Raw genomic sequence first — 14341 nt, forward strand, 5'->3', positions numbered from 1 at the left:
GTTCTCATGAGTGAAAATAGCCCTTTTGCGGATGTGTTATAGTCATAATACATAAAACGAAACGCGGAGGGACAACCTGACAGCATGAGAAAATTACACCTACTGAAATCGATTGCCAAAGCAGGCATTTGCAGCGCTATCGTCATATCGGCATTCACAATCGGAACTTTTGCTCCAAAGGCACATGCAGCTACACCTGAAACACTTAATCTTGTTTCTACAGGAAAAGAATTTATCGGCACTCCATATAAATTCGGTGCACCGGCAGGCGTTACATACGCATTTGACTGTTCATCTTTCACTCAATTTTTGTTTAAAGGACTTGATGTTTCTCTTCCACGCACATCTGTAGCACAAGCTACAGTTGGCGAGAAGGTTCCTAAGGGTTCACTCAGCATGGGCGATCTTGTCTTCTTTAAAACGAATGGCAAGACGATTAGCCATGTCGCTATTTATGCAGGCAACAACAAAATTATCCACAGCGCTACAAGCACTGGCGTTACCGTATCGGACATGACCTCCAGCTACTGGTCCAAGAGTTATGTTACAGCAAGACGCGTCACAAATTAATTTTATAATATAGAACTTGGCTGTTATCGCCCTTTGCGATAGCAGTTTTTTTTCTGTTTATCGTGAATCAAGCGCTAGCTTCTATAACATTCTTAACCATGTATAAGTGATATGAAACAACTTAATAGAAAACGAAATCACTTTCTTAGAAATTGCAGCGTTAAATCATTTACTATTTTCGCTTGCTCCATCGTTAGTGAATGACTTGCTCCTTCGATTAAATGAGCTTCAAGGCCAGGAATCGCTTTTTTCGCATAGGCCATTGCCTTCAAAGCTGGATAAATGACCTCTTTATCTCCAACAAGAAGCAAAGTAGCAACTTTAAAATTATGAAATTCCTCTATAGGAAATACGGAAGGCATTACCTGCAAAAGAGGCTTGGCATGGCGATACCCTGCAATAACTTGAGTGCGAAAGATAGGGGTTAACAGCTCCCCCCTGCCCGAGAACCAACGAAAAGCATTATCGACCCATTTCTCTGATTGAAACAATAACGCAGGGTAAACCTTCATAAAAAACTTATAGCTTATTTTATGGAAGGTACCCGCAGGGGCATAAAGAATGAGCTTGGAAACGCGGTCTGAGTAAGCGATTGAAAAATTAAGCGCTAAGAAGCCGCCCATAGAATGGCCAGCGATGTCTACCTTGTCAAATAGGAGCGCGTTCAAAACTTCAAGAAGCCATTGCTGCGCAGCCTGCTTGTTTTTTATTACAGCTGTTGGTTTACTCTTCCCAAAATCGCCCATTACATCGACTGCATATACACAGCGTTCTTGAGTCAGCTGTTTTATATTGGGATACCACATTGTACTGCTCATGGTCATTCCATGCAGAAGTAGCAATGGCTGCTTACTCGAATCACCGAAGCATAACACATGGGTTTCTCCGAAGGATGTCGGGAGGTACAGTGATTTGTATTCCATTTCAAACATGTCCAAGCTTTTCTCATAACAAAGACAATATTCTTTCTCAACAATTTCATTCTTAAAAATAGACATCAAAATGAAGTCACGTCCTGTTCTGCTTTAATGATTAACCACGCTATCTTACATGTATTCAATAAGATGATCATATTTTCCTTTTATGGATGAAATGAATAAAAATAGACATGCCTTTCACATCGGATTTGATTTTGCTTTGGTTTTCACGATCCAAGGTACTCTGAACGGGTTGTGTATTACCTTCAGCAGCCACAATTAAGGGTGCAGGTACAAGCAATAAGCAAACAAGACCAATGCAAGCAGTTTGCTAACCTATTTGAGCATCGCATAACTCCCCTTTCGATTGAAAACCATTTTTCATAGGCAGCATTCCATTCCTTCGTTTTAAAAATAAACGCAAAAAAATGCCATCAGCTTTTGCTGACAGCATTCATCTCACTCACTATAAAATCATTTACACACATTCTTAGTTATTAATAAAAATATTAATAATACCTTTACTCAGCAATTGAGGTTTTTTTCTGATCTGAAGCCATCGATAACGATTTATAATCATCATTTTTCACCTTTAGCCAGCTCTCCTGACGACCCTCAGCGTAGATGCTATCCTTGCGCTTGCAGGCAATGCCCTCCAAATCCGATCTTCTTACAAGATCAAAAATAGCTGCACCCTCTCGCTCCACGTACAGCATCTTTTTGAAATAGGCATTATCCTCCAAAATATATTCCAGCAGCCGCTTTCGCTCAAGCAGCGGTTTTTGCCTTAAATCAAGCCCGTTGTAATAAAGAATATCAAATACAAAAAACTGGACCGGCTTCGTCCTTTTGGCTTCACGGATACTCGGCTCCTTCTTCAGCCTGTAACGTTCCTGCAGCGACTCGAACTCAATCGCTCCTGTAAATGGGTTTACATAGGTTACCTCGCCATCTAACAGAACATCCGCAGGCTCCCTCAGCGGTACATTATGTAATTCGGGATACTGCCGCGTAACTTCATTAAAATGCCGAGTATATAAAGCAGCTTTGCTTCCCATAAAGGAGAGCTGCAGACGGTGTCCATCCAATAGGGGTTCAAATATAAAATCATCATCATCAAAAGGTTTTTCATATTCCGTTAATAACATGGGTTCCACAAACATTACGGCGCCCCCTTTCCGTTTAACCATTTTAGCATGATTTCACTTCAAAAATAGGAGGTAAATTTAGGTGAATGATATGAATAAACTCTCACTCGTATCCACATAATAGGTTCAAGAAGGAGGCTGAGAAAAGATGGCAAATCGTACGAATCAACTTCTTATACCGCAAGCCCGTGCAGCTCTAGAGCAGCTTAAATATGAAGTGGCCCAAGAGCTTGGCATTCAACTTCCGCAAGACGGATATTATGGCAATATGACCACTCGCGATATGGGCTCTATCGGCGGATTAATTACACGCCGGCTCGTTCAAATGGCTGAACAGCAGCTGTCAGGACGTCGTTAATTTCTACATAAATAAGCGCCAAGAATGCAGAGATGCTTTCTTGGCGCTTATTTATTTGAGAAAAAATAAGAAATTGTGCAAATAAATGCTTTTGTCACGAATGGAGAACTTCCCTTCTTCCATAAAAATCGGTAAAATGGGAGAGAGTTGTCCCGTTACATAACGCATACAAACAAATTCCATTATGGAAAGGAATATTCTAATATGATTATTCAACCAAAAACTCGTGGCTTTATTTGCACGACAGCACATCCTGAGGGCTGCGCACAACAAGTACAACGTCAAATCGATTACGTAAACGCTCAACCAAGCATTGAAGGCCCGCGCAACGTGCTCGTCATTGGAGCTTCAACAGGTTATGGTCTTGCTTCACGTATCGTTTCTTCTTTCGCTGCTGGCGCTAATACAATTGGCGTTTATTTTGACAAAGCTTCTGAAGGCGCACGCACAGCATCCGCTGGCTGGTACAATTCTGCTGCTTTCGAGGAAGCTGCTGCAGCTGCTGGACGCAAATCTTTCAGCATCGTTGGAGATGCTTTCTCTGATGAAATTAAAGCAAAAACAATCGACTTGATCCGCACGGAACTAGGTCAAATAGATCTCGTTGTCTACAGCGTAGCTTCTCCACGCCGTACACATCCAAAAACAGGCGAAACGTTCTCTTCCGTTATCAAGCCGCTTGGCGGCACCTATTCGAACAAAACCGTTAACTTCCATAACGGCGATGTAACGCAAGCTACAATCGAGCCGGCAACAGAAGACGAGCTTCGTCAAACGATTGCTGTTATGGGCGGCGAGGACTGGCAGATGTGGATTGACGAGCTTGAGAAAGCTGGAGCACTTGCTGAAGGCGCAACTACAGTTGCTTACTCTTACATTGGACCTGAAATTACACATGCAGTTTATCGTGAAGGTACAATTGGCGCTGCTAAAAATGATCTGGAAGCTACGGCTCACCGCCTTAACGAACAGCTCAGCACAAATGGCGGTCGCGCATTCGTTTCCGTTAACAAAGCGCTCGTAACGCAATCAAGCTCCGCGATTCCAGTTGTGCCGCTATATATTTCCGCCCTTTATAAAGTGATGAAAGAAAAAGGCATTCATGAGGGCTGCATTGAGCAAATGTATCGTTTATTCTCAGAGCGTCTATACGGCAAAAATGAAACATTAGTTGATGAAAAAGGACTTATCCGCGTTGATGATTGGGAGATGAGACCAGAAATCCAAGCTGAGGTTGCCGATGTTTGGGCTAAGCTCTCTACAGAAAATGTTTATGATCTTTCTGATCTTGAAGGTTATCGTCGTGAATTTTTCCAGCTATTCGGTTTCGAGACAGATAGCATCGATTATGAAGCAGACGTTAATCCAGAAGTAAACATTCCAAATCTTCGCTAATATTTCCACTCTAAAACCAATTCGAGCGTTTATTCACTCGAGTTGGTTTTTTTTGTGTTTGCTGGTGCAAATACATTACTTGTATGGCCACTGCTATAAGGATCATCCCCATAAAAGCGGGTGCGGCATGACCAAATGATACATAGATTTGACCTCCAATGATTGGCCCAATCATTCTGGCTAAGGCTTGAATAGATTGGCTGCCTCCTTGGATTCTCCCTTGTTCACTCGAATCGACAGACTTGGAGAGCATACCATTGAATGAAGGCCCAAAGATTGAATCACCAAAACCAAATATAAACATTCCAGCGATCAGAAGAGGATAAAACGAGAACAAAGCTGATGCGGCAATGAGACTGTAGCCTATAATCTCCGAAACCATTCCAAGAGTGGCGATCTGTTTATCACTACGTTTTTTCAAAAACTTTGGCATGATGAATCCTTGTGAAATAATGTCTTGGACGCCCATAATTGAAAACATAAGTCCGATTAATGCAGGCTTCCAACTGAAAGAATCCATTGTGAATTGTGAAAAAACGGCCTGTAAAGATCCGTTAGGTATCCAAAGCAAGAACGCTGAGATAAGCAGCCTATTGATGTTTTTCATAGAAAGCAGGTTTGCAAGCTGTGTAAATGCATTCAGTCTTACAAAGGTAATTTCTTTCAGTCTATTTTTCTTGTCAAGGCTCTCCGGCATAAAAAAGTATCCATAAACAACATTCAATAAAGTTATGATTGCTCCAAAATACATGGGTACAGCATAACCAAACTTAGCAAGTAATCCACCTAGAGTTGGACCAATGACAGTGCCAACGCCAACAACCGCACTCACCCATCCAAAATATTTGGTTCTCTGCTCTGAAGGAATGATGTCTGCAAAATATGCAAAGATCGTGCTTATGCTCCCGCCTGTAATACCTTCAATTATGCGTCCAGCAAATAGAATCCATAACGCTCCTCCTATGCCAAAAACAAAGTACCCGATTGCAGAACCCAAAAGGCATATTAAAAGCAATGGACGTCGGCCATATTTGTCGCTCAATGCTCCGAGTACGGGAGCCGCAAAAAATACGCAGACTGCATAAACTGAGGTCAGCAGCGTAACAACTATCGCTTGTTCTCCAGGATTGCTTGTATACGGCTGCACTAAGAATGGGACGACAGGCATGATGATACTAAAGCCTATTCCGCATAGAAACACAGAGATAAGACCGAATAGTAAAGCGTGTTTATCTACGGATTGATCTGTGTTCTGTTTATTGTGTGATCTAAATCCGAACACTTAAATTCTCCTCTCTAAAGTTGTGATTTTGATTCCTTGGAAACAAACATATCGTATCTAATTTTTGTTTCCTTGTCAACAAAATAACAACAATAAAAATGCAGCCCTTACTCGAAAGAGAAAGGCTGCCTGAGGTTTTATTTTCATTATTCAAATTTATTCGGATTTAATGTCTTTACCCTGTTTTTTTATTTCTGCATCCAAATGCCTACTATACATTTCCACGAAGCTAATCATACTTTCAACTTGTTCCTCGGTTACCTGCTCAAATACGGCTTTATCCCGCTCTTGAAACTCTTTGTGCAGATCCTCATGGATGTTATAAATTACTTTCCCTTGCTCAGTTAGCCTAAAATAAATTTCTTTCTTATTATCCGACTTCTGGTAGCTTTCAATAAGGCCTTTTTTAATGAGCTTCTTCGTTATTTTACTTATGGCACCGCGAGTCATATAAAAGGACTCCGCAAGTATGGTCACGTTGGAATCTGCATTTTTTTCAATGTATTCGATGCAATGTACTTCAGAAGACTTGTAACCCTTAAGGCTGTCTTCCATCTTATCCTTATTAAGCCAAACCATCTTATTATATAAGTCCCTGAATCCCATCATGATTTGTTCTTCTTTGTTCATGTCCTGTCCTCCCACCCGTTTGGTGCATTAACTATATTAACAAAATTCGTTTCGAGATGTTCGTCAACATACTTCTACCTTACCAAAAACAAAAACAGAGTGGAAGCCCTGCTCCCACTCCGAAAATTTATAACTTGATTAATGTATAAAAAAAACCCCTTAACCGAAGTTAAGGGGTTTTGATTTAATACTATAGTTTTACAACGTTTTCTGCTTGTGGTCCACGGTTGCCTTGAGTTACGTTGAACTCAACGCGTTGACCTTCGTCAAGTGATTTGAAACCGTCGCCTTGGATTGCGGAGAAATGTACGAATACGTCATTTCCGCCTTCAACTTCGATAAAACCGAAGCCTTTCTCTGCGTTAAACCATTTTACTGTACCTTGTTCCATAATTGATTACCTCCAAAAGTATATTAACATGTTTTTTCCAGAAAAACTAAAAATCACACATTGAAAAAGATATCATCATACAAATGACAACCTTTTCAATGGGTGAATTCAAGGTTAAATTTGTTGTTTGTATTGATAATATACCATAGGCATTTGTAATAAGCAAGTCTTCATTTTAAAAAAGATCAAATCCCTTTTTTCTCCGGGATAACAAAAGCTTAGTCAGGAAATTATATATCGGGTAGCAAGCACACTATTCTAACGTTGAGGAGTATGTACATGCGGAAATTTTTCATTTTAGCTTTACTTATTTTAGCTGTAGGCTGTTCGTCAAATCCAAGGATGTCAACCAATAAGCACTCTGCTCTTGGTTACACATCAACCAAAACACCTATTATTACGTCAACGCCACACACAACCCAGGCCTCTTCAATCTCTACACCGATGATGAAGAATCCTACTGTTTCAATGAAGGGCTCGCAGTACAACAACATTCCAGATTGGCTGTTGGGCGATGGAGCAAATGGACTCGTTAATAAATACCCTTATCCATTTCCGTCGCAGTACCCTGGCCAATACCCAGCTCAACAACCAACGACACAGAATCCAACAACTCAAAACCCGACCACTCAAAATCCAACGACTCAAAATCCAGCGGAGAAAGCTCCTTCTTCCTCTGGACAATATGAACAGCAGGTGCTCCAACTGGTCAATTCTGAACGATCAAAATCAGGGTTGCCTGCACTCAGCATGGATGGATCTTTATCCAAAATGGCTTTGGTCAAAGCACAGGATATGATTAACAACAACTACTTTGATCATAATTCGCCAACTTATGGTTCTCCCTTCGACATGATGAAACAATTCAATATTACGTACAGTTCTGCTGGTGAAAATATTGCTAAAGGCCAGCCTACTCCTGATCAAGTAATGAAGGATTGGATGAACAGCCCTGGACACCGCGCAAATATTTTGAAATCCAGTTTCACTAAAATTGGAGTTGGGTATTACCAAGGGGCATGGGTTCAAGAATTTACTGGTTAATCGCATCGATCAAAAAAAGAGCAGCCGACGAATTTCCACTCGTTGGCTGCTCTTACTAACATCGCGGCATAATTATTTACTAAAGACTAAACCGAACCAAGTATTTCGCTTAATGCGGCAATAAACTGATCATTTTCTTCCGGCATACCTATTGAGATACGCACATGGAGCGGCAAACCCCACGTTTTTCCGTGGCGAACGATAATCCCTTTAGCCATTAAACGCATGTAGATGGACTCCGATTCCGGCCCAATCTCAGCAAGTACAAAGTTGGTCATACTGCGAGTATATTTGATTCCAAGCTGGTCAAATGAAGCGTACATGCGCTCACGTTCCTTAACAACCAGTGCTTGCGAACTTAAAACATGCTCTTTATCACCGATCGCTGCTGCTGCCGCTGTCTGGGCAAGTGCATTAACATTAAACGGCTCCTTCACTTGAAGAATGCTCTGAATAATTTGCTGAGGGGCAGCCCCATAGCCTACTCGAATTCCTGCAAGACCGTAAATTTTCGAAAAGGTTTTTAGCACAATGAGCGGGTAGCCTGCTCTTACAAATTCCATTCCATCCGAATACAGCTCCTCCGAAACGTAGTGGCTATACGCTGTATCGAGCATAACCATGATACGTTTTGGGATTGTATCGAGTATATATTTCAAATCTTTTTGAGCTACATAAGTACCTGTTGGATTATTTGGAGAACATAGATATATAATTTTGGTATGATCAGTCACTGCAGCAACAATAGCTTCTGCATCATATTGAAAAGCATCATTGAGCGGGACAACGATTGTTTTAGCTCCCATCAGCTGAGCACCAAACTCATATTCACTAAATGTAGGTCCCGGCACAATAATTTCATCATCCGCATCCAAAAAAGCTTCTGCTACAAGCGTGATGAGCTCATCTCCGCCGTTAGTAACAATGACTTGATCTGCATGCAGGTCGTAATAATCGGCAATGGTTTTCTTCAATAATTGAGACTGGTTGTCAGGATAACGATGAAGATCGATCAAGGCGATTTGAATGGCTTCTATCGCTTTTGGAGAAGGTCCTAATGGATTTTCATTAGAGGCCAGCTTAATTACATGCTGCAGGCCATATTCGCTCTGAACCTCCCAAATCGGTTTGCCTGGCGAGTAGGGCTTCATCACTTCCAAAGCCTTTCGTGGTTTAACTTCAAATTTCTCGTTCATACATTTCACCCTTACTAAATAAAGTCGAAACCTTTATTACGATAATACATTAATCCTTTCTCGCAGTAAAGAGTTAATGCGAGATAAGATTGTCGAAATAATGACTAAATTCCCGCTCCAGCAGTATCGTATTGAACATTAAGAAAAGGAGGCACCCCTCATAGGCGCCTCCTTTTTATCTACTTTTTTTCACTTCGTTTTATTTGCCTTCAGCCAAAAAATCGATCATTGAACGAGCTTGCACCTTGCCCGATGCAGCTGGCTTACTTGCAGCTTCTCCACTTTCGCGCAAGCGGAACTCTACGATTTTAGCTACACCCGGTATCAAATCAAAGAAGTTGTCCGTGAACATGCCCTCGTGCTCTGCGGTAATCCATACCTGCTTAGCAAGCACATCCGTCTCCAGCGCGAACGACGTACCGTTGCTGCCTTCAACCTCTGAAATTCGAATAACCGCTGAAGTTAGCTTCTGTTCTTTCGCTTTCACGAAATAATGTTCCTTGCTGTCTATCAGCTTACCGCCTTGGGTCAGCTCTGCATACAATACAACACGGTTTGCTTCGCAGCCTGTCAGCCATTCCAGCTCGTTTATTGAGCTTACAATTGCTGCACTATTTCCTGCTATGGACACTTGAGTGGTTTCCCGCTTAATTAACACGCCTGTAAAGTCGTATAGCGATAATCTAAGCTCGCCTTTCAACGATTCCAGCAAATCCGTCACCGCATGAATATTGATGACGCCGTCATCTGTCTTGTCAAAGGACAGCATTGTATCGGCGAAGCTTCTTTTCGCATAATACTGCATAGCTTTCCATTTCCCGTAATAATCCATGCCTGCCCAAGAAGCTACTGGCCAGCAATCATTCATTTGCCAGTATAACGTGCCCATGCAATATGGCATGCTGCGACGATGCGCCTCAATCGCCATCTTCATCGCTTCTGCTTGCAGCACCTGACTCATATAAAGAAAAGCAGGGAAGTCCTTAGGCTCGCTCATATAGATATCCATGTATTCTTTAATGAGACGGTTGCCGTCGCCATTTTTCTGATGCGCGCGCATTACCTTAGAATCCAGAGCCAAATCCTGCTCCGTTGCGAATTTCATCACCGTATCATACTCAGGAAATGACTGGAAGCCGTATTCACTCATAAAACGGCCGATTTTCAGGTTGTAGTTCTCGAATGGCTCAACTGCGTGCCATACTCCCCAGTAATGAACATCTCCCTCTGTAGATAGCGGATGCGCATGCTGGTTAATATCCCCCGACAGCGATATAAGCGGTGAGGATGGCCAATATTGTGTTCCTGGCGCAAAGGCTTCAACCGCATCAGGTAAAATGTCATGGAAAACTGCCTCGTAGTCCGCCCAAATGACGGCACGCTGCTCCGATGTATATTCTTTTTTCCAGCCCCAGCCGCCCTTCTCATCAAATTGCGCCCAAGCCGAATCAATCTCGTTATTGCCGCACCACAGCACGATGGAAGGATGATTGCGCAGCCGCTTCACATTCTCTTCTGCTTCCAAGCGAACATTTTCTAGAAAGGCCTCATCGCCAGGATACATGCTGCATGCGAACATAAAGTCCTGCCACACCAAGATGCCGTACTCATCACAAAGCTCATAGAACACCGATTGCTCATATATACCGCCGCCCCATACACGAAGCATATTCATATTCGATTCCGCAGCTGAAACAATTTCATGTCTATATCGCTCATCCGTAACTTCAGTAATGAAGCTGTCATTAGGAATATGGTTTGCACCTTTCGCAAACACAGGAACGCCATTAAGCTCAAAATAAAACGAGGCTCCAACCTCATCCTTGTCTCGCACCAATCGAATGGAGCGAAGACCAGTACGAACGGATTTTGCAGCTATCAACTCTTTATCCTTGCAAAGCTCTGCTGTAAATGTATATAAATGGGCATCACCAAGTCCTCTGCTCCACCAAAGCTTCGGATTCTCGATTTCAACAGGCAGTTGAATCACATTAATCCCTTGCTTTAAGTGCGCAGCCTGCTCCCAAGTTTGTCCCCCAGCACTTAACTTCACCAAGCCGTTCCATTCATGCTCCGACTCAATTTCCACATCTACCGTTAAGCTAGCTTTCGAAGCATTTACCTGATCCTGCTTCACATATACATCGGTAATTTTGCTGTCGGACCAGCCCTCTAGTCTAGCTTCACGCCAAATACCGCTAGTAACGAATCGCGGACCCCAGTCCCAGCCATAATGATAAGGCGCTTTTCTTGCAAAAATACTTATCTTCTGAGCACCCAGTCCGCCAAGTTCTGATTGATCATTACTAGCTGGTAGATTATAGCCAAGCTTCTCGATCTTCGGCAAATCCTCTTGCACAGGGGAGCGGAATTTAATCAACAATACATTATCTTTGGCATTCACCATAGACGTTACATTTGCTTTCCATGTTCTGAACATATTGTCTGCTGACAATACATGATGGCCATTTACATAAACGTCTGCATACGTATCTAATCCATCGAATACGAGTTCAATAGTTGAGGCATTAAACAATTGATCATTTACGTCGAAATGAGTCTCGTATTCCCAATCTATTTTGTCAATCCATTGCAAATCATGCTCATTTGTTTTATAGAAAGGATCTTTGATGATGCCATTGCGCAGCAAATCCGTATGAACGCAGCCAGGCACGATGGCTTCCATCCATTCTTGCTCCTGACAAGCTTTGAATTTCCAATTACTTAGCACTAGTTGTATTTCTCTCATTTTGTCCTCCTAAGAATATGTGTCTTCCTATCGCTTGTCATTCTTCTTTATCTACAGCTTTTTTCATACCAAACAAGTCTGGAAGTTCATCCAGTGTCGTCACATTTGAATGATTGTAGATTTTTTTCAAAATATCTTGGCTGTTATGTTTTCCATCGTTTAAATAATCGCCTTCCCAGGTGACAAACCAGCTCCAATTCGCACCATACGATTTCATTAAGTCCGGGTCAGGAATGGAACCATTTTCGGTCATTGCAACAAGTTTTTTATTACTTACTAGAGCAACGAGATTATCATAAGAATTAATGGCTGGAGAATGATCTCCAGGGGTTGGATAACTATCTACACTAACGATATCCACTACGTCATCTCCTGGATACCATTCGGGCTGGACCGAATTCCAGATCCATATGAGATTGTTTAATTCATGCTTATTGACCAGTCGATCGTATACGATTCGGTAAAGCTGCTTTGCCGGCTCAGGACCCTTTGCTCCCCACCAGAACCACCCGCCTTCAGCTTCATGAAGCGGTCTAAATAACACGGGCACATGGGCATCCTTTAACCTTTGAAGCTGTACGGCAATCGTATCGATATCAGCTAGCAGCAGCTTGTACTCCTCCGATTCGGTGTCACTCAAAGCTTTCTCCAAATCAAAGGTTACCGAATCAGCATAAAACCCCCGCCACCATTCTTTTCCCGGCTCGTCAATTATGCCGGTGGGAGCGTTCCAATGCCATAAGAGGGTTGTAATGCCGCCCTGCTTATGCCAGCCAATTGCTTTTTCCACTTCATACGAGATGGCTCCGTGCGCTGCTCTTGTTTTGGAATAATCGATTAAATCAAACCCGACCATCGCTGGTTCTTTACCGGTAATCTTCTCAATCCAAGAAACATTATCCAGTCCGGTTTGACCCGACAACATCGACTTGCCGTAGTTTTTCACCAAATAATTCATTAGCTTTTTGGCTTCTGCAGAAGCATTCCCATTCACTAATTCACCAGAGACCTGATGTTTCGTTTCAGGCTTCGTCTTTTGCAGCTTAATATAGTCGATATCGTAATAACCCCAGCCGCGAGTCAGGCTAATCGTATTCGTTCCCTCTTGTAAAAGCAGCTTCCCTGCCTTGAGCTCCGTAAATTGATCATTTGGCTGTAAAACCAATTCGCCATGGGGCTGATTATTCAATGAAATGCCAACTACTTTATTGCCATTTGGCGCCCGGTAGCTGACCCATACATTGTATAATACTGCCTTTGGAGCAACAACCTCAAACGATAACTGGTCCTGCTCATCCGTAAAATCAGTAACGAAGCCTGAGCCAGAGAAGCCCTCCGCTTCTTTGGAAACCATTGTACCTTGAAGCAGGCCGGACTCCGCTTCGAATTTCAAAAATGGTTCTTCCTTGTTTGAGCTTGGCAGAACAGCCAATATAACGACTAAAGCGGCGCCTAGAAGCGCTAAGCTGACAGCAAGCGCACTAATGACAACTCGCCTGCTCCTAAGGGCGGTCACCTGATAATCCCCACTTTCGCGAGACGGAAATTAGTGCCTGTGCATTCTGGTCGATTGCCATGAATGACTTCAAGCTCGAAGCGGTGACGGCCGCTCACCCAATCATCTCCGAAACAGCTTAAGCGATACCACCCATCATCCTGGACCCATGATGGCCTCTCCCGCTCCATCACTTGCCACTCCCCATCATCTATTCGGTATCGAAACTCAGCTGAGCTTCTTCCGAAATCAAAGCCAAGAACGAGTCCTCTTCCCTCGAAGGAGAAGGACAACTCTGCTCCAATGGCCGATGTCTCGAGCACTTGATCGATCCACTCCAGGTGAGGCCATCTCCTTATAGCCCAAGAACCTCTCGTATGAATGTGATGAAAAGCTAAGTCGAATACATCATCCCAGCATTGTGTATCCAGCGGCTTTGGTATCAAGTATGAAACCTGATCAGCCTCCACCGCGTGATCCGCATACGATAATTCCTTCTGGAGATATGCAATTACACTTTGCCCATAGCTCAAGCTTCCTCTGCTTGTCGGATGAAGACCATCTGGCAGCCATTCTTCAAAGCGCAGCTTGCCTTTCTTGACTTCCTCAAAAGCGTACAAACCCATCCATACCGAGCTTAGCTCATAATGCTCTGCTATCCGCTCAAATTCATTAATCGTGTCCGGTACCAAGCCATGTGCAATGGCACTGTACATATTTTGCGAATACGTGTATACGATGACGATATCGCGCTGTCCATCAGCGAGCAATTGTCTTATTAATCCTTCGCGCGAGCGATTGCTCTTCAAGGTTGGCTCGCCTTCATCATTAACCGCATATTCAATAAAAACCAAATCGCAATTCGTATCGATTAAATCGCGTTTGGCGCGGAAAGCGGCTAAATCGCTGCCCGTTGCTCCGATCGCTGCATTTTCAACCGTGATACGCAGTTCCGGATATTGCTCCGTGAACCAGGCAATGACTGGCTCCGGCCAGTTATGACGCGGCCTTGCGTCGGTAATCGAGCCTCCAATAAAACCCACCGTCAAGCATCCCTCTTGGATTCTATGCCGCGTTCGATGCAGATTGCTTCGGTGATTCCAAATCGACAAAGTCATAAATGGCGTGCTCCTTGCACAAGTATTAGTCCTTGCGATGAATGTCAT

The 14341-nt window shown here is 43.0% G+C and carries 13 protein-coding genes; 4 read left to right on the top strand and 9 right to left on the bottom strand.

Features of this window, described 5'->3' with window-relative positions; genetic code table 11:
• The first annotated feature begins 84 nt into the window (after positions 1 to 84).
• Complete coding sequence (locus tag AC0VYE_RS22505; protein ID WP_076266706.1) at positions 85 to 570, top strand: C40 family peptidase; 486 nt, start codon at positions 85 to 87, stop codon at positions 568 to 570.
• Between the two features lie 137 nt (positions 571 to 707).
• Here AC0VYE_RS22505 and AC0VYE_RS22510 read toward each other — a convergent pair whose 3' ends face one another.
• Together AC0VYE_RS22510 and AC0VYE_RS22515 are read right to left on the bottom strand one after the other, a co-directional pair.
• Positions 708 to 1568, bottom strand: a complete 861-nt coding sequence (locus AC0VYE_RS22510; protein WP_475442929.1) for an alpha/beta fold hydrolase — start codon at positions 1566 to 1568, stop codon at positions 708 to 710.
• Between the two features lie 440 nt (positions 1569 to 2008).
• Positions 2009 to 2650, bottom strand: a complete 642-nt coding sequence (locus AC0VYE_RS22515) for an ATP-dependent DNA ligase (protein WP_076266704.1) — start codon at positions 2648 to 2650, stop codon at positions 2009 to 2011.
• 133 nt (positions 2651 to 2783) lie between these two features.
• On the opposite strand from AC0VYE_RS22515, the gene AC0VYE_RS22520 reads away from it, so the two are divergent.
• Positions 2784 to 2993: an alpha/beta-type small acid-soluble spore protein gene (locus AC0VYE_RS22520; RefSeq protein ID WP_076266703.1), complete on the top strand. Its 210-nt coding sequence runs from the start codon at positions 2784 to 2786 to the stop codon at positions 2991 to 2993.
• A 204-nt stretch (positions 2994 to 3197) separates the two neighbouring features.
• On the top strand, positions 3198 to 4388 hold the full coding sequence (fabV, locus tag AC0VYE_RS22525) for an enoyl-ACP reductase FabV (RefSeq protein WP_475442930.1): 1191 nt from the start codon (positions 3198 to 3200) through the stop codon (positions 4386 to 4388).
• A 10-nt stretch (positions 4389 to 4398) separates the two neighbouring features.
• Here the strand turns inward: fabV and AC0VYE_RS22530 are convergent, their stop codons facing one another.
• From AC0VYE_RS22530 to AC0VYE_RS22540, 3 genes are all read right to left on the bottom strand, one after another.
• Positions 4399 to 5670, bottom strand: coding sequence for an MFS transporter (locus tag AC0VYE_RS22530; protein WP_475442931.1), 1272 nt, complete (start codon positions 5668 to 5670; stop codon positions 4399 to 4401).
• Between the two features lie 156 nt (positions 5671 to 5826).
• Complete coding sequence (locus AC0VYE_RS22535) at positions 5827 to 6300, bottom strand: MarR family transcriptional regulator (protein WP_475442932.1); 474 nt, start codon at positions 6298 to 6300, stop codon at positions 5827 to 5829.
• A gap of 190 nt (positions 6301 to 6490) precedes the next feature.
• The gene (locus tag AC0VYE_RS22540; RefSeq protein ID WP_054024035.1) at positions 6491 to 6691 is read right to left on the bottom strand and encodes a cold-shock protein; all 201 of its coding nucleotides are present in this window, start codon (positions 6689 to 6691) and stop codon (positions 6491 to 6493) included.
• 279 nt (positions 6692 to 6970) lie between these two features.
• Here AC0VYE_RS22540 and AC0VYE_RS22545 point away from each other — a divergent pair, with 279 nt between their 5' ends.
• Entirely contained in the window at positions 6971 to 7735 is a 765-nt protein-coding gene (locus tag AC0VYE_RS22545; RefSeq protein ID WP_475442933.1) for a CAP domain-containing protein, read from the top strand.
• A gap of 86 nt (positions 7736 to 7821) precedes the next feature.
• Here the strand turns inward: AC0VYE_RS22545 and hisC are convergent, their stop codons facing one another.
• The 4 genes from hisC to AC0VYE_RS22565 form a co-directional block, all read right to left on the bottom strand.
• Positions 7822 to 8931 carry a histidinol-phosphate transaminase gene (hisC, locus tag AC0VYE_RS22550; protein WP_475442934.1) on the bottom strand — a complete coding sequence of 370 codons (1110 nt, stop codon included), beginning with the start codon at positions 8929 to 8931 and terminating at the stop codon, positions 7822 to 7824.
• Positions 8932 to 9130: 199 nt separating this feature from the next.
• Complete coding sequence (locus AC0VYE_RS22555; protein WP_475442935.1) at positions 9131 to 11680, bottom strand: beta-mannosidase; 2550 nt, start codon at positions 11678 to 11680, stop codon at positions 9131 to 9133.
• A 37-nt stretch (positions 11681 to 11717) separates the two neighbouring features.
• Positions 11718 to 13196: a glycosyl hydrolase gene (locus tag AC0VYE_RS22560; RefSeq protein WP_475442936.1), complete on the bottom strand. Its 1479-nt coding sequence runs from the start codon at positions 13194 to 13196 to the stop codon at positions 11718 to 11720.
• Complete coding sequence (locus AC0VYE_RS22565; protein ID WP_475442937.1) at positions 13193 to 14293, bottom strand: SGNH/GDSL hydrolase family protein; 1101 nt, start codon at positions 14291 to 14293, stop codon at positions 13193 to 13195. Before AC0VYE_RS22565 ends, AC0VYE_RS22560 begins: the two co-directional genes overlap by 4 nt.
• Positions 14294 to 14341: the final 48 nt, after the last annotated feature.

It is taken from the genome of Pristimantibacillus sp. Z349TD_6 (assembly GCF_056173205.1).

Bases quoted from the DNA above. Each gene is read 5' to 3' on its own strand.
- AC0VYE_RS22505 (WP_076266706.1), top strand. From the start codon at position 85: ATGAGAAAATTACACCTACTGAAATCGATTGCCAAAGCAGGCATTTGC.
- AC0VYE_RS22510 (WP_475442929.1), bottom strand. From the start codon at position 1,568: ATGTCTATTTTTAAGAATGAAATTGTTGAGAAAGAATATTGTCTTTGT.
- AC0VYE_RS22515 (WP_076266704.1), bottom strand. From the start codon at position 2,650: ATGTTTGTGGAACCCATGTTATTAACGGAATATGAAAAACCTTTTGAT.
- AC0VYE_RS22520 (WP_076266703.1), top strand. From the start codon at position 2,784: ATGGCAAATCGTACGAATCAACTTCTTATACCGCAAGCCCGTGCAGCT.
- fabV (WP_475442930.1), top strand. From the start codon at position 3,198: ATGATTATTCAACCAAAAACTCGTGGCTTTATTTGCACGACAGCACAT.
- AC0VYE_RS22535 (WP_475442932.1), bottom strand. From the start codon at position 6,300: ATGAACAAAGAAGAACAAATCATGATGGGATTCAGGGACTTATATAAT.
- AC0VYE_RS22540 (WP_054024035.1), bottom strand. From the start codon at position 6,691: ATGGAACAAGGTACAGTAAAATGGTTTAACGCAGAGAAAGGCTTCGGT.
- AC0VYE_RS22545 (WP_475442933.1), top strand. From the start codon at position 6,971: ATGCGGAAATTTTTCATTTTAGCTTTACTTATTTTAGCTGTAGGCTGT.
- hisC (WP_475442934.1), bottom strand. From the start codon at position 8,931: ATGAACGAGAAATTTGAAGTTAAACCACGAAAGGCTTTGGAAGTGATG.
- AC0VYE_RS22555 (WP_475442935.1), bottom strand. From the start codon at position 11,680: ATGAGAGAAATACAACTAGTGCTAAGTAATTGGAAATTCAAAGCTTGT.
- AC0VYE_RS22565 (WP_475442937.1), bottom strand. From the start codon at position 14,293: ATGACTTTGTCGATTTGGAATCACCGAAGCAATCTGCATCGAACGCGG.